Source organism: Trichocoleus sp. FACHB-262 (assembly GCF_014696035.1).
In the GTDB taxonomy this organism is placed as follows: domain Bacteria; phylum Cyanobacteriota; class Cyanobacteriia; order FACHB-46; family FACHB-46; genus Trichocoleus.
Genome location: NZ_JACJPK010000086.1, coordinates 11,796 through 37,405, shown reverse-complemented (window position 1 = coordinate 37,405; position 25,610 = coordinate 11,796). Strand labels below are relative to the sequence as shown.

General features: G+C 50.0%; 18 protein-coding genes. 8 read left to right on the top strand and 10 right to left on the bottom strand.

Translation table 11 applies throughout. From position 1 onward, the window contains the following. Positions 1–30: 30 nt before the first annotated feature. The gene (locus tag H6F68_RS17720) at positions 31–429 is read left to right on the top strand and encodes a hypothetical protein (RefSeq protein ID WP_190432234.1); all 399 of its coding nucleotides are present in this window, start codon (positions 31–33) and stop codon (positions 427–429) included. An 839-nt stretch (positions 430–1,268) separates the two neighbouring features. Further along, a complete protein-coding gene (locus H6F68_RS17715; protein WP_190561036.1) occupies positions 1,269–3,512 on the top strand; it encodes a hypothetical protein in 2,244 nt (747 codons plus the stop codon). Positions 3,513–3,522: 10 nt separating this feature from the next. Here the strand turns inward: H6F68_RS17715 and H6F68_RS17710 are convergent, their stop codons facing one another. Then, positions 3,523–4,989: a 1-acyl-sn-glycerol-3-phosphate acyltransferase gene (locus tag H6F68_RS17710; protein WP_190561034.1), complete on the bottom strand. Its 1,467-nt coding sequence runs from the start codon at positions 4,987–4,989 to the stop codon at positions 3,523–3,525. Between the two features lie 290 nt (positions 4,990–5,279). Here H6F68_RS17710 and H6F68_RS17705 point away from each other — a divergent pair, with 290 nt between their 5' ends. After that, positions 5,280–6,608: a sensor histidine kinase gene (locus H6F68_RS17705; RefSeq protein ID WP_199300152.1), complete on the top strand. Its 1,329-nt coding sequence runs from the start codon at positions 5,280–5,282 to the stop codon at positions 6,606–6,608. A gap of 68 nt (positions 6,609–6,676) precedes the next feature. On the opposite strand, the gene H6F68_RS17700 is transcribed toward H6F68_RS17705, so the two are convergent. From H6F68_RS17700 to H6F68_RS17685, 4 genes are all read right to left on the bottom strand, one after another. Beyond that, the gene (locus H6F68_RS17700; RefSeq protein WP_190561030.1) at positions 6,677–8,035 is read right to left on the bottom strand and encodes a recombinase family protein; all 1,359 of its coding nucleotides are present in this window, start codon (positions 8,033–8,035) and stop codon (positions 6,677–6,679) included. 31 nt (positions 8,036–8,066) lie between these two features. Beyond that, the gene (locus tag H6F68_RS17695) at positions 8,067–8,429 is read right to left on the bottom strand and encodes a VOC family protein (protein WP_190561025.1); all 363 of its coding nucleotides are present in this window, start codon (positions 8,427–8,429) and stop codon (positions 8,067–8,069) included. Positions 8,430–8,603: 174 nt separating this feature from the next. Next, positions 8,604–8,981, bottom strand: coding sequence for a hypothetical protein (locus H6F68_RS17690; protein WP_190561023.1), 378 nt, complete (start codon positions 8,979–8,981; stop codon positions 8,604–8,606). Next, positions 8,953–9,543, bottom strand: a complete 591-nt coding sequence (locus H6F68_RS17685) for a Panacea domain-containing protein (protein ID WP_190561021.1) — start codon at positions 9,541–9,543, stop codon at positions 8,953–8,955. Before H6F68_RS17685 ends, H6F68_RS17690 begins: the two co-directional genes overlap by 29 nt. Positions 9,544–9,847: 304 nt before the next feature. On the opposite strand from H6F68_RS17685, the gene H6F68_RS17680 reads away from it, so the two are divergent. Beyond that, complete coding sequence (locus H6F68_RS17680) at positions 9,848–11,986, top strand: serine/threonine-protein kinase (protein ID WP_190561019.1); 2,139 nt, start codon at positions 9,848–9,850, stop codon at positions 11,984–11,986. A gap of 123 nt (positions 11,987–12,109) precedes the next feature. Then, positions 12,110–14,158: a serine/threonine-protein kinase gene (locus H6F68_RS17675; RefSeq protein ID WP_190561017.1), complete on the top strand. Its 2,049-nt coding sequence runs from the start codon at positions 12,110–12,112 to the stop codon at positions 14,156–14,158. Here H6F68_RS17675 and H6F68_RS17670 read toward each other — a convergent pair. From H6F68_RS17670 to H6F68_RS17660, 3 genes are all read right to left on the bottom strand, one after another. Then, the gene (locus tag H6F68_RS17670; RefSeq protein WP_190561015.1) at positions 14,133–14,738 is read right to left on the bottom strand and encodes a hypothetical protein; all 606 of its coding nucleotides are present in this window, start codon (positions 14,736–14,738) and stop codon (positions 14,133–14,135) included. The genes H6F68_RS17675 and H6F68_RS17670 overlap by 26 nt on opposite strands. A gap of 195 nt (positions 14,739–14,933) precedes the next feature. Then, positions 14,934–15,233 carry a ferredoxin gene (locus H6F68_RS17665; protein WP_190561013.1) on the bottom strand — a complete coding sequence of 100 codons (300 nt, stop codon included), beginning with the start codon at positions 15,231–15,233 and terminating at the stop codon, positions 14,934–14,936. 116 nt (positions 15,234–15,349) lie between these two features. Next, positions 15,350–16,519 (bottom strand): GTP-binding protein, encoded by a 1,170-nt coding sequence (locus H6F68_RS17660; protein ID WP_190561011.1) that lies wholly within the window; start codon positions 16,517–16,519, stop codon positions 15,350–15,352. Between the two features lie 377 nt (positions 16,520–16,896). On the opposite strand from H6F68_RS17660, the gene cysS reads away from it, so the two are divergent. From cysS to H6F68_RS17645, 3 genes are all read left to right on the top strand, one after another. Beyond that, the gene (gene cysS / locus H6F68_RS17655) at positions 16,897–18,372 is read left to right on the top strand and encodes a cysteine--tRNA ligase (protein ID WP_190561009.1); all 1,476 of its coding nucleotides are present in this window, start codon (positions 16,897–16,899) and stop codon (positions 18,370–18,372) included. A 149-nt stretch (positions 18,373–18,521) separates the two neighbouring features. Further along, positions 18,522–19,961, top strand: coding sequence for a TldD/PmbA family protein (locus tag H6F68_RS17650; RefSeq protein WP_190561008.1), 1,440 nt, complete (start codon positions 18,522–18,524; stop codon positions 19,959–19,961). Continuing rightward, positions 19,958–21,340, top strand: a complete 1,383-nt coding sequence (locus H6F68_RS17645; protein ID WP_313930187.1) for a TldD/PmbA family protein — start codon at positions 19,958–19,960, stop codon at positions 21,338–21,340. Before H6F68_RS17650 ends, H6F68_RS17645 begins: the two co-directional genes overlap by 4 nt. Before the next feature lie 132 nt (positions 21,341–21,472). Here H6F68_RS17645 and purF read toward each other — a convergent pair whose 3' ends face one another. Together purF and purL are read right to left on the bottom strand one after the other, a co-directional pair. Then, positions 21,473–23,008 carry an amidophosphoribosyltransferase gene (purF, locus tag H6F68_RS17640; RefSeq protein WP_190561007.1) on the bottom strand — a complete coding sequence of 512 codons (1,536 nt, stop codon included), beginning with the start codon at positions 23,006–23,008 and terminating at the stop codon, positions 21,473–21,475. A gap of 185 nt (positions 23,009–23,193) precedes the next feature. Then, complete coding sequence (purL, locus tag H6F68_RS17635) at positions 23,194–25,548, bottom strand: phosphoribosylformylglycinamidine synthase subunit PurL (protein ID WP_190561006.1); 2,355 nt, start codon at positions 25,546–25,548, stop codon at positions 23,194–23,196. Between the last annotated feature and the right edge of the window lie 62 nt (positions 25,549–25,610).

The window sequence follows — 25,610 nt, the reverse complement described above, 5'->3', positions numbered from 1 at the left end:
GAGTAGTTCCTGGGCAAGTGGAAAGTTCTAATGAATGCTCACACTTTTGATCATGACGCTGTCATTTGTCCCCTATGCCATCGCGATGGCAGAATTGGGCCGCATCGGCTCTTGAATGGGCTGTTAACTTGTTCTCACTGTCGAGAGCGGTTTGTAGTCAGCCGCAGTGGCCATTTTGTCCGTGATCCTTTTACGCTGAAGCAGCTAGCAGACAGCCGCACTTTACGGCGTCAAAGTCATCCGTTCGCTAGAATTCTGCGTGATTTCGGTTTTTCCAAATATCCATCTCTTTTTGCGATCGCTAGCAGCGTGGTGCTTTTAGGTTTGACATTGACAGCTGTGGGAGATTGGGCGGTTCCTCAAGCATCAGTTCCAGGGGTAGTGAACCATATTACTGAAACTTTAGGTATTGACGAGACAGATCCTTAAGTCTGGAGTTATTTCACCGAACTCAGCCATAAGACCTGTTTGGCACCGATGACGGGGCAACTCATCGAAGTTATGTAAGCTTTGCGAGCTCTGCAATTTTTTCGATCGCTTCAGCGTCGGGATGAGTTGAAGTTTTGTAGCAGTTTCCAAAGCCGTATGGTGGCCCATGAGACTCGCTTTAACTCCATCTTGGGATGGATGTATTGAAGCATTCAGTCATGAAACTTTAATATTTAGCCACTATTTTTTCACATCAAACTTAACAAGCTTTAGGGGGGGATCTCCCTAGTCATTGGGTAACTAAACCATTGTTTTCCTCCTAGGCGTAACTTAAGTTTAATAAGAGAGCTGCAAAGCCTACTTACACGTTTTCTTTACAGAATTAAAAAATTCAAATTGGTTACTAACTATATGCATAAGTGCCCTTGCTGCTCCGATCGTCTCCTACGTCATGCTCGTCACAATGAGGTTTATTGGTTCTGCACTCATTGTTGGCAAGAAATGCCTGACTTGACCTCTTTGATGGAGACAAAACAGCAGAATCGGCAGCAGCTTGAGCGTCTACTAGGTGGTTATAGCTCCCCTTTAGCAAGAGTTTAAGGGATAACAGATTTTTCAAGAAATTGCTGTTTAACTAAACCGATTCAATTCTTTTTTTAAGTTAGATAAAAGAGACAAATTCAAAAAAACAGCGATCGCCTCTGAAATCAAAAAAGGCGATCGCTGTTTTTTTGCTTTAAAGATCTTTAAGCTGTTTAGGCACTAAAAGCAGGACATCGTATAGTGGTATGCGCTTATGGTGCTAAAAGCAGGTGTGCCGCAATGGAGTTAAACAGCAGATGAATCTACCTTTAGTTTTAGATATCGCTATTGGGTTAATATTTATTTATTTAATTCTGAGCCTATTAGCTTCAGAAATCCAAGAATTAATTGCCACACTTTTGCAATGGCGAGCAGTTCATCTCAAGAAATCCATTGAAGTTTTGCTCACAGGTGGTGAGGGAACAGAAGAAAAAGATGTGAGAGACTTTGCCGATCGCTTATATTCCAATCCACTCATTAAAAACATTAACCAGGAAGCTAAAGGTTGGGCAGAAAACTTTTTCAGGAGTATCACTTGGGTAATTAGCTCCGCTATAGGTCGTGGCAGAAGTATCTTTGGAGGCTCCAAACGGAGTGGTCCTTCCTACATTAATGCTGAAACTTTCACGACTACGCTTTTAGAAACTTCCGGAATTCCGGTATTAGTGCAAAAGTTAAGTGAATTAAAATTAGAAGAATTTATTCAAATCAATCTGCAAACAGCGATCGCCGAAGCTCAAGCTGCTATCTATACGCCGTCAGTCACTGTTCCTACTGACACGACCACAGCTTTAGAAGAAGATGCCTCAGGGGAGGCACTCCGAACTCAGCTACAAGCCGAATTTGATGTACTGACGCAGCAATTTAATACAATCCTGGAAGACTTTAGAACGAATAAATCAACTCTAGAAGGTAGCATCAAGTGGATTGCTTATCGGCTCGATCGCTACATTGAGCGATGCAAAGAGGTAGGTTCTGATGATCCTCAAGCTCAAGCATTTATTGGGCGGCTACAAGCCTTAAGACGAGAGATCTTTGAGGATGATCCGACCAGTGGGGCGATCGCGATTAGGCCTATTTTGCAAAGTTTGATTCGGCCTAGCTTAGTAGAAATTGTCGAGGCGGTGAACGACAAAGACAGCCCAACATATCGCAGGCTCTTAAGGATCATTGAACAAAAAATTAATGGCTTACTCCCAGAAAAACTAGCTCACGAACTGGTGCAAGACATTAGAACTGTACTGGAAAAATTTGCTGTCATTACCCAAGACACCCCACTCTTCACAGAACTCGAAACTGTTCAGCAAAGCTTAACTGAGATTGCTAGCCATGACAAAAGCACAACTGAGAGCCGTATTGCCTTAATTCATCAAATGCTGTCAGTACGGGATGGTTATATCAGCAATGCTGAAAGTTACTTATCAGATGTTGATTTTCTAACTGAGCTTAATGCCTCAAAGAATCTTCCTTTGAGCAGTTTTAAACATGAGCTTTTAGGTGAGATCGATGCGCTTCTAGAAGGCTTTCGGGATATTACTAGAGGAACGCAACTTCACATCAAGCTAGATAGCTTACGTCACCTTTTGGATGACATTATCCGTAGTTTTGATCGTGGGGAAATCCAGCTTTTGTATACTCTTGACCAAATGTTAGGGGCGCGAGACGCCTATATTGACAATGCGAGCCAATACATCGCCACAGCTTCGATCCCGGTAAAACGGCAAGATAGCTTCCTTAGGCAAATCAATGGATTAAAACGCCAAAAAGATTCTTTTAGCAGTGTGGATAACCGGATGGCCATCATTGCTTGGCTCACCGCCACTTCAGAAGAGCTTGACTGGGAAATTAAGCACAATACAGAGATTTATCGACAAGTTTCAGGCATCGTTAAAGATAAAAATATTGATGCTTATACCAGTGTGGTGAATGCGATCGCCCGCTTGCCTCAACCCATCAAAGCTAGCCTTTCTGTACTAGCGAGACGAGCGCAGGAAAAATCAACCACTGTAGAGAATGAAGTCAAGCAGTTTCAATTTGAAATTGAAACCTGGTTCGATCGCTCAATGGACCGGGCGACAGGGGTTTATAAGCGAAATGCCAAAGGGGTGGCAATCATCCTTGGCTCATTGATTGCATTTGCTGTGAATGCAGACACATTTCACATTGTTAACCGCTTATCTAGAGACACATTATTACGCAATGCGATCGCGACTAGTGCAACTCAAGTTGCGACCCGAGCCAACGATATCAATGCTGTTGAAAACCAGGTCAATGCCGCTTTACAGGATCTACCATTACCGATTGGGTGGGACCAAGTTAATTTAACTGCCCAGGGCCGTCAGAATCGAGGCTGGCCTTTACCATTTCTCAAAACGATGTTGGGCTGGCTCGTTAGTGGCATTGCCATTTCAATGGGGGCATCCTTTTGGTTTGACCTGTTAGGCAAGGTCGTGAATGTGCGGAATTCTGGCAAGCCCCCAGAGAAAACTCAGGCGAAGTAAGAGTCGCGTTTTATTGAATCATGCTCTCTAAAGCGATTTGCAGATCTTGAGTGAGGTCTGCGATCGCTTGTTTGGCCCCTCGGCGATCGGCGCTATAGGCACCCCAGCGGTCTGTGACTGAAATCGGTTGCCCTATCGTCATCTGTACCGTTTGCTTACCTAGTTGAGGCCGCTGAAAAGGGCTGTTGCCTTTAATCCGAGAAATCATGTCCCACATCAGCAACGTTGTCTCGGCAAAGCGCTCTGCTGTTGGTTTTTCTAGGACGTAGCGCCCTGTCACCGCGACAAAGCTCTCCACTAGTCGCATGTGCCACATCCGCAGGTTGGCTTCTTCCGCCACACGATCGGCCAAACCGCGTTCCAAGAGAGACACTCCCTCAGGATTTCTGAAGTCTTCGCGGTAAATGCGGTCCCAGCCTGCTTGCTCTAGTCGGCGACAGCGATCGATCAAACTCCCTTTAGCCTGCAAATCAAAATACTGTTCTGCTACTTGTAGGGCCACATCCAGCAAGGCTCTGAGGCGATGGGTAAAAGCTTGATCGGCTTGCGAAACAGGAGCGTGATCTGATTGAAAAATGTTCTGCTCGGGCAAGTCTTCTGCTCCAGAAGGCGGAGCGGACTGTGTAGGCAAGGTGCGATGGTAGAAGCGAGTATAAAACTCTTCCATCAACGTCAAAACATGCTCGCCTAAGCTATAGAGCCTGTGGTAGAGTGCTGCTTCTCGGCCCTGAAGACCTTTAATACTGGGAGTTTCAGTTCCTTTAGAACTCTCAGCCACCGATAAGCCGCTATCGGCTTCTAGCTGGCTCATCAACTGCTCAATCGGCTGCCAAGGAGGTGTCACATAGCGATATTGGATGCCCATTGGCACGATGAGTACCTGTTCGGAGCGATCGGCCTTGAGCAGATCTTCCACGCACCAGAAGCCGAGCTGAGCCACACCGGGTTCCAAAGGACTAATCACTTCGTTATGGCCGTTAGTCGCACCTTCTGGGGCCGCTGCGAGTGGTAGTTTGCCATCCACAAACAAGCTCCGGGCCGATCGCAACCCCGTCCGATCGACTTTGCCACGATGAATCGGCGTACCTCCTAACCGGGAATACAGCCAGCCGATTTGTGATCCCGCCCACAGCGGAATGCCGCGATCGTAAATAAAGTGGGCGTGAATCGGGTGCTGTAGCGCCACTCCTTGCTGTTTCGCCACGCGCGGCAGAATTGAGGAGTGCAAATGTGCCATGCAGAATGGATCATCAGTGCTGGGGTGCCGAAACGCCATGAGAAAGCGAATTTTACCCGCTTGAAATTGGCGATAGCAGTCTACCAATTCCTCAACATTGCTGGCCTGAATTTGGGTAATCGCAGTCCGCGATCGCAACCAAAGTGGCAGCAGTCCTTGAGCAACCCGAAGCACTAGGGGATTAAAAGCGGGTGGAATAAATTCCAGTGGCGGTTGAACTCGATCGATCGTACTTGGCAATTTTGATCCCTCTTGGCTCTAGTTCTTCATATCTTGACCTGAGCGCTGAGCAACTTTACAAGCTTTCTATCATGCCTTGGCTATCGTATAAGCTGCTACGTCTGGCCAGAGATTCGACAGTTAGGTGAAAAAATCGTGAATATTTACCTGGGAGAACGTAGGTGACATACAAGCCTAGGTAGATGAAGCGGCAAAAATTTTGTAGCTATTTACGAGGCTGAAATAACAAACGTGATGGTAAACACTCGGTTTGATGCAATGCGGAAATGATACCTGCCTGTTTTTTATATATGGCGTTTTTCTCAGCAAATCTACATCTTGAGTGGCTGAACCTGACAGGACTAAATTTGGTGTGGCTGGATGGGGCCGCTAATTTGGTAATTGCGGGTTGCTACTTAATGATTGCTGGCTTAATTAGTCTGGGCTTATGGCGTAATCGTTGCACTGGCATTGATGCCTTTGCCGCCATTACCGCTGGGATTTTTTGGAGTGGCAGTTGGAGTCATGCGGCTCATGCAACGAGTATCACGGGGCTGGATGCAGCGCTTAGTGGACAAACTTTTTTTGATGCCATTGCCGTGATTCCAGCGATCGCGTTTCTGAGCTTGCGGCGGCGATCTAGTCTCCTGATTGGCTCGACCCAAGTTCTGGCATCGCAAAAGCAATTGGTGAAGCGCAACGCCGAACTAGAGAAAAAAATTGATCGACGTACTCAGGAGCTAGAAACCCAAAACCAACGCCTGAATGAAGCTTTAACCGCATTGCAAAAAATGAATTTGCATTTGGCGCAAACCGAGAAAATGTCAATGTTAGGCCAGATGGTGTCTGGGATTTCTCACGAAATTAACAACCCGATCAATTTTATCCACGGCAACTTACCTTACATGGAGGAGCATGTGGGGGATTTGTTGGCATTACTCGAAACCTACCGCGATCGCTATCCGCAAGAAACCGTCCAGGTAGAAGCCGCTTCACCTAACATTGAACTTGATTTCATTGTGGAAGATCTGCCTCGGATTATGAACTCAATGCGGTTGGGCACCGAGCGAATTCGAGAAATAGTCCTGAACCTACGCAACTTCTACCGCCTCGACGAGGCAGAAATGAAGCCAGCCGACTTGGAAGCTGGGATTGAAAGCACTTTGGTGCTGCTGCAAAACCGCTATAAACAGAAAATTGAGATTGTGCGGCAGTTTGGCAAAATTCCTCTCGTGGAATGCCACATCAATCAGCTCAACCAAGTGTTTATGAACTTACTGAGCAACTCAATTGATGCATTGCTAGAAGGAGAGCTTAGCCCTGATTCTACTCAATCTCCATTGTCTAGTTCGCTAGAACTAAGGCAAATTGTGATCAAGACTGACACCGTGGGCGCGAATCGAGTCGGCATCTGGATTTCGGACAACGGTCCTGGGATTACTGTTGATGTTCAAGAGCATTTGTTTGAGCCATTTTTTACCACTAAGCCGAGAGGAGTGGGAACGGGGCTAGGGCTATCTATTTCGCATCAAATTATTACCGAAGCGCACCAAGGCCGCATTTATTGCTGCTCCACTCCAGGAGAAGGCACAACATTCGCGATCGAGTTGCCGTTGCGACAAAAGGCACCGCTCAGTTAGTTGCAGAACTGTGGCTCAGGCGAACCTATTGCTCTGAGCATTTCGCAAACGCCACCACAATCATCACTTCAGAAAATAAATACCAACTGAAGTTGCCAGATTTGATCTTGGCGGATCAGTTGAATTTGACGAATGAATTCGCGGAAATAGAACCGTCGCTCTGCCTCGGAGAGATCGAGCCAAAATTCTGGAATCGAAACGGCTTGGGCGATCGCAGGCAAATTGGATGGAGGAAGCTGTGCCAGTTGGTTTTGCAATTGCGACATTTCGGTGCGGAGTTTATAGGCCCGCAGTTCAGCGGTTTCAGGGTCTAGAGTCTCCTGTTCAATCAGTTCAGGCAGTTGATTGAGTATGGCTTGTTTATTAGCGATCGCGTGCTCTATGGAGCCTTGAATCCCGCCGAGATTTGGCATATTCACCTGGGCCACCGCTTGTGGCAACTCCTGGCAAATGGTCTGAATGGTTTGCTCTAGAATTTGCTCGTAAGGAATGGCTCGACATTTAGGTTTTCGGGGACAAGCGATCGGGCGGAGGTAGAGATATTCCTGGTCGCTACGGCGAGCCGTCACCCGTGTTACGGTCAGGCCAGATTGACACTCAGCACAAACCACCAAACCTGCCAGAGAACGAGGAGCACTCGCGGTACGGGGTGGGAGCCGACGATTACGCCGCAGCAAGCGATCGACCTGGGCGGCTTCTTCCCGCGACATGATCGGCACATGGGTATTTGAGATCACTTCCCCATTTTTGTAAGCCAAGTCTCCCCGATACACCGGATTGTTGAGCCAGCGCTGCCCCGTCGAAACCGAAATTTTTTTGCCATGTTTTTTCTCTAGATACCGCACTGCTCCATGCAAGGAGCCGTAGAGCAAAAACCGCTCAAAGAAATCTTTTACAATCGGGGCTTGGCTGCGATCGAGCGCATAACGATCCTTGCCCCGACGATAACCAAAGGGGGCTTTTCCCGGCGGCGGCAAAGCTTTGATGCGATTGCGAGCATGGCCTTGCCGAATTAAACGGCTCCGCTGGCTCTGCTGCACTTCCTCCAATACTTTGAGCAAATCAGAGCGCTTCAGGGGTGTTTGGTTGCCAGTCCCGACTGCGGTTTCTAGAACCACCAACTGCACGCTTAAATCTTCTAGTTGAGCGAGGCGATCGCTGACTTCTTGTACCGAATCTCCCAACTCTTCCAGTCGGCGTACCAGTAAATAATCAACCGCTTCTTGTTGGCAATCGCTGAGCAACTGTTGCAATTGAGGCCGCTTTTGTTGCTGAGCCGCTTTGCCCTTGGGAAAAGCAATTTCCTTAAGGGTGGCATCTCGCATGCCTAAGTCTTGATAGATGCGATCGACTTCCCAACCCCAAATTTCTGGATCGGGTACAGGTTCTAGCAACGGGTCGCTATAAACATAGGCAATGATTTTCATGGAGTTGGAATAGCGATTAGCAGTTAGAGGTTTATACCTCGCCTAGCTCAATGACATTGCCGTCGGGGTCTTGGGTGAAGAGGGCGGGGCGACCGGAAGTGCTCATCTGAATGGAGCAACCATGCGCCGAAAGTTGATCTTTGGCAGCGGCTAAATCTGTGACTGAAAAAGCCAGATGGCGATTGCGTCCTAACTTCTCCGAGTCCACCAAATCAGCAGGAACGCTGTCAGCCACAATCAGGTGAATTTGATAATCTTCTACCTGATACCAAGCCCCCGGAAAATTTAGAGGTCGCTCGGCTTTCGGCAAACCCAAGACTGTGCCATAGAAATGTTCAGCTCGCGCCAAATCAGCAACTAGCAAAGCGGTGTGAAGACATTTGGTGATCTGCATAGCCAGTTGGGAAAAACGTAGGGAAGTGGGGCGATCGCTTTCATTATCGCCTTTATAATTGCGCTGACATTTATGGCTGTGCCGAATACCTACTTGCAGATAATAACCATGTTTAACGCAAAGTTCATGCTCACTCCTCCGCTTTCTGCCTCGCCCATTGAGTGCATCCGCTTATCAAGGATCTAGAGCTTCTTCAATTGAATTCTTTATATCTTTGTCAGGAGGGCGCTTGACAAATTGCTCGTGGCTGTAAATCCATAGGGGTTTGATAACAGAAGCTTCCTCGTTCACTAAATACATGAGCCTGATCTGACCAGATGCACCTTTGGAGCAGCGAAACTCAAGCTTGTGGAACGTCCACCCTTCAGGAAGTTTTATTTTGCTAGGCAAAGGTTCGTCACGAGAACTAGGTGGGTATGGAGCATCTATCAGACCCTCCAGTATGTTCACAACAATTTCTATAAATTCTTTGTTGTAAGCTTTGCTGAGTTTTTTTAGAGAACGTGCAAAATTCTCGGACTTCTCAATCGAAAAGGGAGTTGAGCCAGTCACGCACTTCTCCTTTGTTTACACGTTCTGATGAGACCTGTTGTTCAAATGCTTGTCCTAATAGTTCTGCAACTAGCGGTTTGTATATGGGATGATTGCGCTCAATCTCATCAAGTTTTTGATAGCCCAATACCTTCATGTCTTCTAGCGATATCGGCTCAATGGAGCTAGCTTCAGGCGGTAAACCCTTACGAGCCTTCTTCCAGGGGAACTCTAAGTGAGTCATACCACTCAAATAGTAGGCGTGGTACTCACCAAAATACTCCCAAATTTCTTCTAGCAGTTTCCTTGTTTCTGTTGAAAGATATTCCAGGGAATCCTTATCGGGAACAGGTAGTTGTTCTGCTTCAAAGTTGCTGTAAAACCTATAAGCAATCGGACAAACTGGGCCATACCGCCATGCTTGAATTTCCTCATCAAACAACGGGTCATCATGTAGTGCCAAATATAGGCTTTGAGTATAGTACAGAAGCTTCTGAACCTTCATATTGGTCATTTCAGCTTCTCTACCGTCCTCGTAAGCCCTAATTATGAAATAGCGGGCAACATCAAGACAGTTGACCATAATTAATTTCAACAGCGATTCAAAAAGCCCTTTATCGTAGCAAAGAAAAAACTGTTTGGATGTCTTTCGTTAATTTACGTTAACACAGGCGGACATCTACCTACTTGTGTTCGCAGCAATTCTTCTCAGTACCAATCAAGCTATTAACAGCTAGAAGATATAGTTCAATTGTACTATAAGCACACTTTTCTAGACACCAAACTTTTTAGCTTTGAAAGGGTAATCTGGATCAAGCCTGACCAAGCGCGTAGTTAGTAAATCGATGAGCGATCGCGAAATTTAATGGGAGTGCTGTAGGTTTACCATGCCCCTCTATTGCAGTCAAAGACACGAAAACCCGGATTCCAGCCGATTTTGCCATCTCTGTGGCGAAAAGTTGCAAGCACCTGTCACCGTTGGTGTTTATGCTGGGCTGCTGCTTGGCGATCGCTATCGAGTAGTGCGGGAATTGGGGCATGGAGGCTTTGGACGAACTTACTTAGCAGAAGACCAAAACCGCTTTAACGAACCTTGTGTCCTGAAAGAATTTGCGCCTCAGGTTCAAGGCACCTACGCTCTGCAAAAAGCCGAAGAATTGTTTGAGCGAGAAGCAGGCATTCTCTACAAGCTGCAACACCCGCAAATTCCTCGGTTTCGCGAACTCTTTCGCGCCGCCCTCCCCGATCGCAGCCGCTTATTTTTGGTGCAAGACTATGTGGAGGGCCAAACCTATCGAGCCTTGCTGGATACCCGTAAGTTGCAAGGGCAGCGGTTTAATGAAGCAGAAGTGACTCAGCTACTACTGCAAATCTTGCCGATTCTGGACTACATCCACTCTTTAGGAGTCATTCACCGCGATATTTCTCCAGACAACCTGATCTTGCGGAGTGCTGATTGGCTGCCAGTTTTAATCGATTTCGGCGGTGTAAAACAAATTGCGGCTACCGTGGCCTCACAGTTTTTGGCTCAGTCTGTGGGTAATGGCGTTAGCTCTCCGACTCGCTTAGGCAAAATCGGTTACGCCCCGGATGAACAGTTGCAGATGGGCGTTGCCTCTCCCCACAGCGACCTGTATGCCTTGGCCGTCACAATTCTGGTGTTGCTGACGGGCAAAGAACCACCCGATCTATTAGATAGCTACAACATGAGCTGGACTTGGCGGCAGGAGGTCAGCCTCAGCCCCAAGCTCAGCGCCATTTTAGACCGCATGTTGGCTCAGCGTCCCAGCGATCGCTATCAATCTGTGCGCGAGGTACGGCACGACCTCAACCGCTACGATGTTCCGGTTTATGCTCCGCCCGCTCCTGCCCCGGTTTACCCGCCACCCGTCCAAACCACGGCTGCGACCGTGGCCGTAGGTCGCCCACCTGCTCCGCCTGAAGCTGCCGTCAGCAACTACACCGTGGCTCCGCCACCTGCCTACGCTCCCCCTAGCCGTGGCAACTCGTTCGGTTTTGGTAAAGTGCTCTTGCTGTTGTTGGTGATGGCTGGAGCCGCTACTGGAGGTTGGTGGTTGAGTAGTAATTGGCTGGGTGATTTGGCCGATCGCACCCCATCTGCTCCGCCAAACGAGCAACCTGTTGTGGTGCCCAATGTCGAACCCCCGGCAGTTCCAGAACTGTCTCAGGAGGAGCAAAACCGCAAGGAAGCGTTGGGCGATCGCCGCCGTAACTTAGGCGTAGATTACCAGTTCTTCGTGCGCCTCGTGAATCAAGTGTTTTACGCTCAACATTCCGAACTGCAAAACCGCCAACTTAGTGCTGGGGCAGAAGATGCTGACTTACGCACCCAGTGGGATCAAACCGCCAACCAACTGCTCGACCAACTAGAAAACATCAGCCCAGAAGCTCGCAGCGAGATGGGTAAATATGACCGTAACGATCGCGATCGCTGGCGGGGTAGCGTCAACAAACTCAACCTCAGCACCCGTGCGCTTTACACCCTCGCGGATGCCAAATTCTTCCAGTTATTTCCCGACCAACAGGGCCAAGATTTTGTCAACCAACCCATTGGTCAGGTGTGGCACGCGATCGCCGCTGACGAACTCAAAGCCGTGCAAGAAGGAACCAGCCTAGAAAAAGTCCAGTTTGCTCCAGGCTCCTTTAGCCAAGAAGTGAGTGGCACCCTAGCTCCAGGAAAAGGCAAGGCTTTCATCGCCCAACTGTCCCAAAACCAACTAATTCGGCTGAGTTTGCAAGCTGACCAGAAAACGCTGCTGTCAATCTATCCGCCTACTAGCTCTCAACCACCCCTGCTAGAAAACTCGCCGGAAACTACTTGGTCTGGAAAATTGGCTCAAGATGGTTACTACGAATTTGTGGTGGTTTCAGCAGCCACTGCGCCTGTGACGTTTCAACTGAACCTCGCAGCGGATAACGTCATCTCTACACCTCCTAGCCCTGTCTCACCGCCACCGTCACCATCACCCTCACCCGACTCAGAGCCAACTCCACCAGCACCTTAAATTTTCAGCACATAATTCTACAAAAGCAGAAATAAAGCCTCGATCAGCTTAAGATCCTCCCAGCAGTTAGTTGGGTAGAGACAAGAGACTCTCTATGATTTGATTGGAGTCTACCTCTGAGCTATGCAGCCATCCCTTTCTCTAGGCACAATTTTGCCAGGTCGATATCACCTAATCGACTTGCTGGAGCAAGGTACCTATTTGGCCGAAGACCAAACTCGGTTTAATGAGCTCTATCTCTTACAGGAGTTCCGCCTCCGCCATCCTGGTGCTTACTCACTAGAAGTTATTCGAGGAGTCTTTCAACAAGAAGCGGCGATTCTGTATGAGCTACAGCATCCTCAGATTCCTCGGTTTCGGGGCATTATTCCTTACGCCGATCGCTTGTTTGTGGTGCAGGAGTATGTTGAGGGGGTTACCTGCGGGGATTGGTTGAAGGAGCGCTTAACTCAGCACCAAGTTTTCTCTGAGGCAGAAGTGTTGCAGTTATTTTGGCATGTGCTGCCTGTGCTGCTGCATATTCACAGTCGGGGCATTATTCATGGCAATCTTTCGCCAGCTAGCATCTTGATTCGGCAGCGAGATGGAGTGCCGATGCTGACTCACTTTGGCTTAATTCAGGAGATTGCTACTGATCTAGAACTCTATTATCCGGGTCCGAAGAAACATCTGAGCAAGCTAGGTTATGCCCCCAAAGAGCAGTTGCAATCTGACAAAGTCTACCGCAACAGTGACCTCTATGCCTTAGCTGCCACCGCAGTTGTTTTACTGACTGGGCAGGAGCCTCAGACCCTCTACAACCCGCGACGACAACTGTGGTATTGGGAACCTTGGGCGACGGTTTCACCAGGATTGGCCCAAATTCTCAATCGGATGCTGAGTGCCAAGCCGCAAAATCGTTATGGTTCAGCGGGCAAAGTGATTCGCGCTTTGCAAGCTCTATTTGCCCAACCCGCTTACATTCCTCCCACTGCTGCCTTGGCACTGGCTCCCCAACATAACAACCCGCCTCCTGTCGTCGCAGATTTGCCTGTGGTAGAGCCAGAGCTGGAGTTGGCAACAGAGCTAGAACCGCAATTAAACCTGGAAGCAGAATTAGAGCCAGCGCCAAAACCGCAACCTGTAGTGGCCTTAGAGCCAGAGCGGGTGGAACCGGAAAGCGATATTACCTGGATGGGTTCGGCTTTAGCGGTTGCTGCGCTTGGACTCACCTTGCTCGTGCTGGGTCTGTTGGCTGGAACTGCTTGGCGATCGCTACGACAAATGCAGCAGGCTCGGCAAGATTCATCCAGCTCTGCAACGGTGGTACAAGCAGCAGCTCAATCTCGTACTGCCAAAGCTGCCGCCGCTGCCAGCACAACTCCCAAGTCGGAAAATGGCACCCACGCAGCTTTACGCGATCGCCGTCGGCGCTTAAACATCAGCTACGACCTCTTTGTGGATTTAGTCGATACGGTTTTTTACTCAGAACACTCCGAACTCGACAACCGTCGTCTCGGCTCTGATGCATCGGATCGGGCACTGCGCCGTGAGTGGAATACCACGGCAGAAAAGCTGCTGAATAAGCTAGAACCTCTGAGTGAAGAGTCTCGTAACCGCTTGGGACGATACAGCCAGCAAGACTACGACCAGTGGGTGATGGAACTAGAGCGACAGCATCTTAGCCGTCCGACCTTTGCTCAGTTGGTGGATGCCAAGTTCTATCGCTTGTTTCCAGAGCAACAAGAGCGCTATCTAGACCCCAATACCTTTGGTCAGGTTTGGTATGCGATCGCGGCGGAAACCTTTCAAGCCATTCAATCTGGAACTGCTTTCTCCCCACTTCAGCTTGGCCCTAAAAACCCTAGCCAAACCTTGACCGCAACGCTCAAGCCTGGGGAAGGGAAAGTTTACGTGGCCAATTTAAGCCAAGGGCAGACGATCCGAGTCGCCTTGCAGTCTCCTAACCAAGGCACTCGCTTGTCCATTTATTCTCCTGAGCGCCGTTCTGCTGCGGCTCAAGCGCTGATCAACGACACACCCAAAACGAGTTGGTCGGGCACGCTACCTCGTCCTGGCTATTACGAAATTGTGATTCTTTCTAATTCACCCGACATTGTTCGTTATCAACTCAATCTGACCTTACAATCTCAGACCCCTACCACCCCTAACGAGCCATCGTTTGACGGGTGACAACGCGGTTAATCGGTGGATTGTTGGCCATAGAGTAAGCCATATTCAGAATATTTTGCCGCTCTCCCGAAAAGAAACTCACGGTGTACACTAAGCCGTTTTGCTCCCAAATCACAGAAGAAAATCGAGAGGCGGGTTTAAGGTTGGGACCTGGCAGAAAATAACCGCGTACCCCTTCTGCTAGCTTGATCGGAGCCGCCGCAGCTTGATGTTTTTTTAGTTCGATCTGGGCGCTTTCTGAGTCTTTACTGTCTACCGAGAAGCTACCGATTAAGCAAGGCTGGGGGCTGATATCGCACGTAAACAAACCTACAGTCATGCCAGGAGGCGACTGGGAAGGAAAAACTTTGACAATCAGTTCATCAATAAAATCTCGATCCCCTGGGCCGCTCAACCTAATTTGCGATGGCAAGCGCATCACCAAATTGGGCGGCAACCCTTGGCTGATTTTAGCGAGGTGTGGTGTGAAAATATCATCGGGGATAGCCGCAGCTTTGATAGCGCTGCCACCAACCATTAAAGCCGTAGATAACGCTACAGAGGCAGCTAAGCAGTAGCGACGCAAGCGGGGGTAGATCACCGGAACTCCTGGCACTCCAAGGGAAAAATTTGGGCTAGCAGTAACAAACTCACATCACCTTCAGGATGCCCAAGCGATCGCTGAAGATGGACTCAGCTATTTTGGGTTAATTCTCGCAATTTCTTAGCACCCTGCTAGGAAAAATATAGATTTCACCACAGATTGCAATTGACCGATGCATCACGGGCTAGAAGCTTAAAACCTTTTGGGATGAAAGCGAGGATGCAATAGAGATTCAACGGCATGTCCTGCCTGCAAATGCTCTTCCACCACAGCCGGGACATCACTGGGTTGGACTCGGCAATACCAAACTTCATCGGGTACCACTCGCACATTGGGTCCCATATTGCACTGGCCCAAGCAGCCACTGGCACTGATGCTGGCATCAGGAACAGGCTGAGACTGAAACGCTGCCAAAACTTGAGCTGAGCCTCTAGCTAGACAGTTCTGATATTGACAAACTAAAACTTGACGCTGACCTGCCGGATCTTCCAACTAAAAAATCCCCGTGCTGTTTTCCCATTCTAGAAAGAGCCAGAATTCTCTGGCCTAGGGAAAAGCACGAGGATTCTACATAGTTAGCGATCGCCACCTCCGCCAACTGGCGTTAATTACTTACCAAAGCCACGACCGCGACTGGTGGAAGGGATGCAGAGGCACTTTTCTAGTTGCGATCGCAGGGCATCGTGATCTAAGTCTTGACCGATCAGCACCAATTGGTTTTTGGGTTGGCCGTTCCAGGTGTCATCCTCCAGCGAAAAGCGCTTGCCACTGAGGTGGAAGACGTGACGCTTGGGGCTTTCGTCAAACCAGAGAATGCCTTTAGCTCGGAAGATGCCCGCAGGTAATTGGTTGTCTAAAAAGTGTTGGAACTTCTTAATCGCGAAGGGTTTGTCACTCTGGAAAGACAGAGAGGTAAAGCCATCATTCTCTAAGTGGTGGGAGTGATGGTCGTGATCGTGGTGGTCGTGAGTGCACTGCCCATGATCATGATCGCAAGCTGAGTGGTCGTCATGACCTTGGTGGTCGTGATGATCATGCTCAGCATGGTCATGATGGTGGTCATGGTCGTGATGGTGGTCGTGGTGATGATCTGGATTCGGTTCAGAATCAGTAGGGTTGAAATATTTATCTGATTCAAACAGACCCACACTCAGAATCAATGGCAAGGCGACATTTCCCTTCGTGGTTCGGAGAATTCGAGCGTCTTTCTTCACGTCCCGAATCTTCAGCTCTAGAGAGTCTGCATCGGCTTCATCTACCAAGTCCACTTTGTTGAGCAAAATGATGTCGCCATAAGCAATTTGGTTATAAGCCGCTTCGCTATTGAACAAATCCAAGCTGTAGTTTTCCGCATCAACCACCGTCACAATTGAGTCGAGTCGAGTCAGGTCACGCAGTTCTGTGCCCAAGAACGTCAGCGCTACAGGCAGGGGATCGGCCAACCCAGTGGTTTCAACCACGAGGTAGTCTACGCGCTCTTGCCGTTCTAGAATTTTGTAAACCGCTTCTAGCAAGTCATTGTTGATGGTGCAGCAAATACAACCGTTGCTGAGTTCCACCATGTCATCGCCTGTCTTCACAATCAGCTCGTTGTCAATGCCGATTTCACCAAACTCATTCACCAGAACCGCAGTTTTCACGCCCTGCTGGTTGGTCAGGATGTGGTTCAGAAGGGTCGTCTTCCCACTACCGAGAAATCCAGTAATGATCGTGACTGGCAGACCATGCTTGGGGGCATCCATTGCCTGAGTTTGAGCGAGATCAGTGGCTGATTGCATAGTGTGACTAGTCAGTATTTGCTAGAAAAGAGTTTTTTGGAGTCGAAGCAACCTCAACAATCCGCAGGAGTGTAACGAAGTCTCAAGCCGATGTTGGGCCATCTCCTATAGTAGGCGATCGCTCTAACGAATGACTGGTTGTGCGATCGCCTTTCTCAAAACAGCACTCCGTAGGGTGTGTGATGTTCACATCACGCACCGACAATATGAATCGTGCCGAGAAATTGAGCAATGGCGCGTTACGCTGCGCTAACACGCCCTACCGAAACTCTAGATCTGTCACCTGTATCTACTACGGTAAGAAAAGGGAGGCTGTGCCTTACCCTAGTAGAATCGAAATGTTTAGCCCTACGTCCCTCAAATATTCCTAGTTCACAATGACCCTAACGCTCTACAACAGCCTCACCCGTCGCAAAGAACCTTTTGAGCCGATTGAACCTGGCAAGGTGCGGATGTATTGCTGTGGCGTAACGGTGTACGACTACTGCCACTTGGGTCATGCTCGCTCTTACATTGTTTGGGATACGGTGCGGCGCTATTTGCAGTGGCGTGGCTTTGATGTGCGCTACGTGCAAAACTTCACTGATATTGACGACAAGATCCTCAACCGGGCGCGGGAGCAAGGTGTTTCGCCCCGAGAAATCGCCGATCGCTATACCCAAACCTATTTTGAGGACATGGCGCGGCTGAATATCCTCGAAGCCGATGAGTATCCCCGTGCTACGCATACCCTCGATGGCATCAAACGTCTGATTCATGAGCTAGAGCAAAAAGGCTTTGCCTATGCTGCGGATGGCGATGTTTACTACAAGGTGCGGCAGTTTTCTGAGTACGGGAAGCTGTCGGGGCGCAAGCTAGACGACATGCAGGCGGGAGCGAGTGGCCGTGTTGAGGTATCCGTAGAGGAACAAAAAAAGCAAGACTCTTTCGACTTTGCCCTGTGGAAAGCGGCGAAACCAGGCGAGGAATTTTGGGAGTCTCCTTGGGGTCAAGGTCGTCCGGGTTGGCACATCGAGTGCTCGGCAATGGTTCGGGAGCACTTAGGCGACACAATCGACATCCATGTGGGCGGGTCAGATCTGGTGTTTCCGCACCACGAAAACGAGATCGCCCAGTCGGAAGCGGCCACAGGTCATTCCTTGGCGCATTACTGGCTGCACAATGGCATGGTGAACGTGGGCGGCGAGAAGATGTCTAAATCCTTGGGCAACTTCACCACGATTCGACAAATGTTGGATCATGGCCTAGACCCAATGGTGTTACGGCTGTTTGTGTTGATGGCCCACTACCGCAAACCCATCGACTTTACCGATGAAGCGATCGCCTCGGCTAATAACAGTTGGGACACGCTGAAAGAAGGATTGTTATTCGGTTATCAATACGGGGAGCAATTGGACTGGCCCGATCGCCAAGATCCTGACTTTGGGAATTCCGCCAACATGCGGATTGATATTCAGAGTGATCCTGTGCAACGCTTTCAGGCAGCAATGGATGACGACTTTAACACCCCTAGCGGTGTCGCCGTTTTGTTTGAACTTGCAAAAGCTCTGATCCGCGAAGGTAACCTCTTGGTTCACCAAGGCAAAACTGAGGTGGATGCTCAAACACTACGCGCTCAATGGCAAACGCTGGTTTGCTTGGCGCAAGTTCTAGGATTAGAAGCGGCACCAGAGTCAGGTACTGTCACAGGTGGATTAAGTGATGCAGAGATTGAGGCGCTGATTCAACAACGACAGGAGGCTCGCAAGGCCAAAAACTTTGCAGAGAGCGATCGCATTCGGGATGAGTTAAAAGCTCAAGGGATCACGCTAGTTGATCAACCCGGTGGCGTCACAACCTGGCACCGCAGCTAGTTAATTTTGCTGGTTAGGGATTTATGAGACTCGTGAAACCCTAACAACCAGTGCTAAAGCCGATAATGGAGGGGAAGCCATGAGGTTTCCTCTCTTCATCTATTGCTTTTGTGATTCTGCTCAAAGCTCGCGCTATTTGACAACGAACGATGATATCTGAACTCTCAAAGGCGATCGCGGCTCTGGATCTTCCCGCTGATTGGTTGGGTCTGCGAGCCGTAAAAGACACGTCCTCAACCTACGCTGTCCGGGATGGCAAACCTGAAACTAATGGCAAATCTCTGACGCAGGGCGTCATGGTGGAAGTGCTGGTGAATGGCCAACTGGGGTATGGAGCCACCAATTCTCTCAAGCTGGAAAGTCTGCAAACCGCAGCTAAAACCGCTTACCAGCAAGCCCTTACGGCTAGCCAATGGTCAATTCACCCGACTACTGTGGCAGAGCGGCCTAAAGTGGTGGGGCAGTACAGCTCACCGTTTCTGAAACCCTTGCAGTCTTTGACGGCTGGGGAAATTAACGAGGTTTTGGTCAAGCTCTGCCAAACCTTGAACGTGTCTGATCAGATTGTGCAAACTAGTGCTGCTGCTCATACCAGAGAAATCGAAACTTGGTTTGTCAGCAGCAACGGCTCCGAGGTTTATCAGAAATTCCTGACTTTAGCGACCGACTACGCGGCGACTGCTCAAGCAGGCCCAGTCGTGCAGCGCCGCAGTCACAATGGCTGGTTGGCGCATTGCCATCAAGGGGGCATGGAGCTGTTTTTGACTCCCGAACTATGGGCTGAAGTCAAGCAGGTGGGGGAGCAAGCGGTGGAGCTGCTGAGCGCCGAGGAATGCCCCACCACAGCTACGACGTTGGTTCTGGACCCAGACCAAATGCTGCTGCAAATTCATGAAAGCGTGGGCCATCCGCTAGAACTCGATCGCATCCTAGGCGATGAGCGGAATTACGCAGGAGGCAGCTTCGTCAAACCAAAAGATTTTGGGGAGTTGGTTTACGGGTCGTCGCTGATGAATATCACCTTTGACCCCACCGTTCCGGGTGAGTTTTCCAGCTATAGTTTCGACGATACTGGCGTACCTGCAACTCGTGAGTATGTAATTCGCGAGGGTGTGTTGGAGCGGGGTTTAGGTAGTTTAGAAAGCCAAGCTCGCCTCGGCCTCCCAGGAGTGGCTTGTGCGAGGGCTACTTCCTGGAATCGTCCGGCGATCGATCGCATGGCTAACCTGAATTTAGAACCAGGCAACGCCAGTTTTGAGGAGATCATCGGCAACATTGAGCAGGGCGTTTATATGCAATCCAACCGCTCTTGGTCGATTGATGACCAGCGGCATAAATTTCAATTTGGTTGCGAATACGCCAAGCTGATTGAGAACGGTCAACTTACAAAAACGCTGCGCAATCCCAACTACCGGGGAACGACACCGCAATTTTGGCGCAGCTTGTCTCAACTCGGCGATCGCTCGACCTGGAAGCTATATGGTTCTCCAGTCTGCGGTAAAGGGGAGCCAAATCAGACTATTTGGGTGGGGCATGCCGCTCCTGTTTGTGCCTTTACCAATATTGAGGTCTTTGGAGGTGGTGCGTGAGTTCATCCATCAGTTCATCTGTAATTTCTCCCCGGAGTTCCGCAGAGTTAACTGCTTTAGAATCTAGCTTTGCACAGGTGGTCGAGGCACTGTTGCGCCAAGCCGAATCGGGTGAATTTTTAACGGTAAAACTTAGCAGCGAACGCAGCCAATTTGTTCGGTTCAATCAAGCGAAAGTACGGCAAATCGGGAATGTGGCTGATGGCTCACTTAAGCTCACCTTGATTCGTGACCAGCGCACGAGTTATCGCAGTTTTCCGCTTACGGGCGATTTGGAAGTGGACTTGCAGCAAGCTCAACTTGCCTTAGCAGATCTGCGGCAAGAAGTCTCTCAGCTCCCAATTGACCCCTATTTAGTCATTCCAGCGGGCACCAGCACCAGCCACGATGTGCACTTAGGGCAACTGCTCGCGCCTGAAGCAGTCACCTCCACTGTGCTACCCATTGTGGCCGAGTTGGATTTCGCGGGACTTTATGCAGCAGGCTTGCTAGTGCGGGGCTATGCCGACTCTAGCGGTCAGAAGCATTGGTTTGCTACAGATTCTTTTGCTCTGGACTATTCTTTGTTTGGCACTGGCGGGGAAGCGGTCAAAGGCACGTTGGCAGGGAGCACTTGGGATACAGAGGCTTACAAAACCCAAATTGAAGAGTCTAAAGCCCAACTGCAATTGCTTTCTACTTCCCCTAAACAACTCTCACGCGGACAATACCGCACCTATTTCGCCCCAGCAGCGATCGCGGAATTGGTTGGGATGCTGTCTTGGGGTGGCATTAGTGAAGCCGCTTTGCAGCAAGGGAATAGTGCTTTGAAGGAGCTGCGGCGGGGTCAAAAGCGCTTGTCTCCCCGCTTCACGCTCAAAGAGAATTTTCAACATGGTTTGGTGCCTCGATTCAATGAGTGGGGAGAAACCGCTCCGATAGAGTTGCCGCTGATTGTGGCGGGTGAACTGGTGAATACGCTGGTGAGCGATCGCACCGCCAAAGAGTATGGCTTGGCAGCAAATGGAGCTAGTGGTTCAGAAGGCTTGCGATCGCCAGAAATTAACGCAGGTGGTTTAGCACGGGAGCAAATTTTGGCGGAGTTGGACACAGGATTATATGTGTCGAACCTGCATTATTTAAATTGGAGCGATCGCCCGACGGGTCGGATTACGGGGATGACTCGCTATGCCTGTTTCTGGGTAGAAAACGGCGAAATTGTCGCCCCCATCGAAAATCTACGCTTTGACGAGAGTTTGTACCGCTTTTGGGGTGAGAATCTGATTGATTGCACTAATTTTCAGGAGTTTATCCCTGAGGTGGGCACTTATGGAGGCCGTCAGTTAGGAGGTTGTTGGGTGCCAGGGATGTTGGTGGAAGGGTTTACTTACACACTTTAATTTCGTTGCACCGCTCCTTTTCTGGCATACCTGTAAGAGCTTTGATTCCCCAGACTTGAGGGCTTTTAAGCAGATTCCCCCCAACTTTGTCAGGTTAGGGGGAATCGGTGACGATACGACTTTTTACGACTTTTAAGGGGTCGTGCCGACTTTTTCCTTTTCTAGGCGCAGTTTGGAGCGCTTCACGGGTTCAGGGATGGCGATGGGGTAGTCACCTGTAAAGCAAGCGGAGCAGAAGCTGTTGGGATCTTCACGGGTGGCGATGAGCATGCCTTCCCAGCTGAGATAAGCCAGGGAGTCTACCTCAATCTGTTCAGCAATTTCTGCAACAGATTTGGTCGCTGCAATCAACTGGTCTTGATTGTCGGTGTCAATGCCATAGAAGCAAGGATGGGTAACGGGTGGCGAGGAAATCCGCATGTGTACTTCGGTCGCCCCAGCATCTCGCAAAGCTTTGACAATCTTGCGGCTGGTAGTACCCCGGACGATGGAGTCGTCTACGATAATCACTCGCTTGCCTTCTAGCACGTCTCTGAGTGGGTTCAGTTTCATGCGAATTCCAGCTTCCCGCATGCTCTGGGTCGGCTGAATGAAGGTACGACCGACGTAGCGGTTTTTGATCAGGCCCTCAGCGTAGGGGATACCAGAAGATTGAGAGAATCCGATCGCGGCAGGAATGCCAGAGTCGGGGACAGCAATCACAATATCTGCATCAATCGGGGATTCTTGGGCCAGTTGGCGACCAATCCGCATCCGATAGCTGTATAAGCTTTCTTTACTCATGACGCTATCAGGACGAGCGAAGTAGATCATTTCAAAGATGCAAAGCTTCCGTTGAGGCTGTGGTGCCCAAGGGAATGAAGCTAAACCTGCTTCAGAAATCCAAACCAGTTCTCCGGGTTCTACATCTCGGAGAAACTCAGCGCCAATGATGTCGAGGCCGCAAGTTTCGGAAGAGAGGACGTAGCGCTCTGGCGTGGTTTCGTCAGGACTGGGAATTACTCCAATGACTAAGGGGCGAATGCCGTTGGGGTCGCGCACACCAATGATGCCGCTGGGAGTACCAATGACGAAGCTGAAGGCTCCTTGGCAACGGTGCAAAGCGCTAATGGTGCCTTCTAACCAATCTTTGCCGCTATTAATGGCTTCGGCGATCGCGAAAGCCGCTAATTCTGAGTCGGTAGTAGTGACTAAATTAAAGTTGTTTTGCAACAGCTCTTGGCGCAGAGTTTCGGTGTTGACCAAGTTGCCGTTGTGAGTCAGGGCTAAGGAACCCAAGCGAGTTTCCACTACAGCAGGTTGAGCATTAACGACGCGGCTAGAACCTGTAGTGGAGTAGCGGGTGTGGCCGACTGCTAAATGCCCAGGCATCGTACTCAGCATCGACTCGTTAAACACTTGGGAAACCAGCCCCATGTCTTTATGCAAATGGACTTTGTCACCTTCAAAGGTGGCAATCCCAGCCGATTCTTGGCCCCGATGCTGTAAAGCATATAGACCAAAGTAGGTTAGCTTCGCAACAGCTTGTTCGGGGGCATAAACACCAAAAACACCACAGGCTTCCTCTGGTTTGTCGGGTCGAGCGTCGCCGCTCCCTTCGCCCTGGCTATCACTAGTCAAAGGCAAGGAATCTTCAGGGAACGCAAGATCAGAATGGGTGGGAATCATGCTGCGGTCAGCTCCTAGTAGGTTGAATCGGATGGGGCGGGATTGAGATCGAAACTTTGAACAGCCAGCAGTAGACTTAACGTTTCTTTAATAATCCCACCAAAAACCTTAAACGGAACAACTCCTTGGCCTTAACCCAAGGAATTTGTATCTTGTGCTACAACTACAGTTGCCGCGCTACTGTTTTAGACTGCTAAGCGACGCTCAATGGCATTGAGCCAGCGATCGCTCATATCTGCAATGCTAACGTCGATAACCGGAACCGAGGGGCCAGTGGAAATCCGTAAACCAGCGTTCGGATTACCCACCTGACCGAGATTTTGCCAGTGTTCTCTCAAGTGCTCTTGCAGATAGGTTTCCCAATTTGCAGCTTGGTCTGGAGCTACAGAAACCAGGATTCTGGCTCCGCCTTCCCCGAATAGGAGCTGATCCCAGCGCAGAGAGGTAGGTTGGGAGTCGGAGATATCCAGAGCAATTTCGGCTCCTTTCTGGCCACTAATGCAAGCTTCAGCAAGGGCGATCGCAAGGCCACCTTCAGCACAGTCATGAGCGGAGCGCACCCAACCCTGACGAATACCTTCCCGGCAAGCAGCTTGGACTCGCCGCTCTAAGTCGAAATCAACGACGGGTGGTTTCCCTGCCACGGTGGTATGAACGGCAGCGAGATATTCAGATGCACCTAGGGTGACGGCTGCAGTTTCCTGAGTATCCCAGCGGAGTCCTAATAAATAGATGCGATCGCCTGTGGCTTGCCAACCTTGACCGCAAATTCGGTTCAAGTCTGGAACTAAGCCAACCATCCCGACGACCGGAGTTGGGTAAATCGGTTGGGGTTTGCCTTCGGAGTCTAGGGTTTCATTATAGAGAGAGACGTTGCCGCCTGTAACGGGAGTTTTGAACTCGGTGCAAGCCTCAGATAGACCTCGGCAAGCTTCGGCAAGTTGCCAGTAGCCGATGGGTTTTTCGGGACTACCAAAGTTGAGGTTATCGGTCACAGCCAGGGGTTCGGCTCCCACACAACTAAGGTTGCGGGCAGCTTCGGCCACCGCTGCCTTCGCACCTTCGTAGGGATGCAAGTAGACGTAACGGGGGTTGCAGTCTACAGTAGCCGCAACTCCGGTATTGGCTCGAGCAGGGGAACTGTTAACAGGACGCACGCGCACTACTGCCGCGTCGGCACCACCGGGCATGAGAACGGTGTTGTTCTGTACTTGATGGTCGTACTGGCGATATACCCAACGCTTCGAGGCGATCGTGGGGGTTTCCAGCAGTTGGAATAAAACTTCATTCCAGGTTTTGCTGCTGCCTTCTAGTTCAATGCCAGCAGCGGAGCAAGGCGGCAGGCGATCGCTCGTCCATTCCCAAGCTTTGCGGGCGTACTCTGGGGCTTCGGCCATCAGTTCCCGGTGATAGATTGGGGTGTTGTCGGCCAAGGCCGTGGCAGGAATCTCAGCGGCGACTTCTCCTTGGAAGAGAATCCGCACGATCGGCTCTTGGATCACGGTGCCCGCCACAACTGCGTGCAGTCCCCAACGCTCAAAAATATTAATCAGTTCTTGCTCACGGCCTTTGTGTGCTACGAACAGCATCCGCTCTTGGGACTCGGAGAGTAGATATTCGTAGGGCACCATGCCAGTTTCGCGCACCGGAATGAGATCTAAATCTAGCTCAATGCCCACGCCACCTTTCGCGGCCATCTCGGAGGTGGAGCAAGTGATCCCCGCTGCACCCATATCTTGAGCGGCAACCACCGCACCCGTTTTAAAGGCTTCTAGGCAAGCTTCAATCAAGGATTTTTCTAGGAACGGATCACCCACTTGTACGGCTGGGCGATCGTCCATTGACTCATCGCTAAGTTCGGCACTGGCAAAGCTGGCTCCACCCATTCCGTCGCGTCCAGTGGTGGAGCCGACATAGAGTACGGGGTTGCCAAGGCCATTAGCTCCTGATTTGACGATTTCTGGGGTTTCCATTAGCCCCAAGGCCATCGCATTCACCAAAGGGTTGCCAGAGTAGGCAGGGTCGAAGTAAACCTCACCACCCACAGTCGGCACACCCACGCAGTTGCCGTAATGAGAGATTCCTGACACCACGCCATTAAACAAGCGTCGAGTTTTGGCATCATCCAGGGAGCCGAAGCGCAGAGAATTGAGAATCGCGATCGGACGAGCACCCATTGTAAAGATGTCGCGCAGAATTCCGCCTACCCCGGTTGCCGCGCCTTGGAACGGCTCCACGGCTGACGGGTGGTTGTGGGATTCGATCTTAAATGCCAACTGAAGCCCGTCGCCCAAATCCACGACTCCCGCGTTTTCTCCAGGGCCAACCAAGATGCGATCGCCTTCGGTCGGAAATTGCTTCAGCAGAGGCCGAGAGTTTTTGTAGCAGCAGTGCTCGGACCACATTACCCCGAACATGCCCAGCTCGGCTTTGTTGGGGTGCCGACCCAAGCGATTGAAAATTTCTTCGTATTCTTCTGGTTTGATACCTTCTGAAGTAATTTCTTCCGGAGAAAACGGAGCCGAGGAAATGGCGGACATAGAAGCCTTGCGCGAATCTGGACAGGTTTCAATTTTATCGATATTTTCCGCGTTTCCTTTCC

What these genes read in the sequence shown, in the direction of transcription:
- purL (WP_190561006.1), bottom strand. Translation starts at nt 25,548, where the DNA reads ATGTCCGCCATTTCCTCGGCTCCGTTTTCTCCGGAAGAAATTACTTCA.
- purF (WP_190561007.1), bottom strand. Translation starts at nt 23,008, where the DNA reads ATGATTCCCACCCATTCTGATCTTGCGTTCCCTGAAGATTCCTTGCCT.
- H6F68_RS17695 (WP_190561025.1), bottom strand. Translation starts at nt 8,429, where the DNA reads ATGCAGATCACCAAATGTCTTCACACCGCTTTGCTAGTTGCTGATTTG.
- H6F68_RS17660 (WP_190561011.1), bottom strand. Translation starts at nt 16,519, where the DNA reads ATGCAATCAGCCACTGATCTCGCTCAAACTCAGGCAATGGATGCCCCC.
- H6F68_RS17700 (WP_190561030.1), bottom strand. Translation starts at nt 8,035, where the DNA reads ATGAAAATCATTGCCTATGTTTATAGCGACCCGTTGCTAGAACCTGTA.
- H6F68_RS17720 (WP_190432234.1), top strand. Translation starts at nt 31, where the DNA reads ATGAATGCTCACACTTTTGATCATGACGCTGTCATTTGTCCCCTATGC.
- H6F68_RS17675 (WP_190561017.1), top strand. Translation starts at nt 12,110, where the DNA reads ATGCAGCCATCCCTTTCTCTAGGCACAATTTTGCCAGGTCGATATCAC.
- H6F68_RS17650 (WP_190561008.1), top strand. Translation starts at nt 18,522, where the DNA reads ATGATATCTGAACTCTCAAAGGCGATCGCGGCTCTGGATCTTCCCGCT.
- cysS (WP_190561009.1), top strand. Translation starts at nt 16,897, where the DNA reads ATGACCCTAACGCTCTACAACAGCCTCACCCGTCGCAAAGAACCTTTT.
- H6F68_RS17685 (WP_190561021.1), bottom strand. Translation starts at nt 9,543, where the DNA reads ATGGTCAACTGTCTTGATGTTGCCCGCTATTTCATAATTAGGGCTTAC.
- H6F68_RS17715 (WP_190561036.1), top strand. Translation starts at nt 1,269, where the DNA reads ATGAATCTACCTTTAGTTTTAGATATCGCTATTGGGTTAATATTTATT.
- H6F68_RS17705 (WP_199300152.1), top strand. Translation starts at nt 5,280, where the DNA reads ATGGCGTTTTTCTCAGCAAATCTACATCTTGAGTGGCTGAACCTGACA.
- H6F68_RS17680 (WP_190561019.1), top strand. Translation starts at nt 9,848, where the DNA reads ATGCCCCTCTATTGCAGTCAAAGACACGAAAACCCGGATTCCAGCCGA.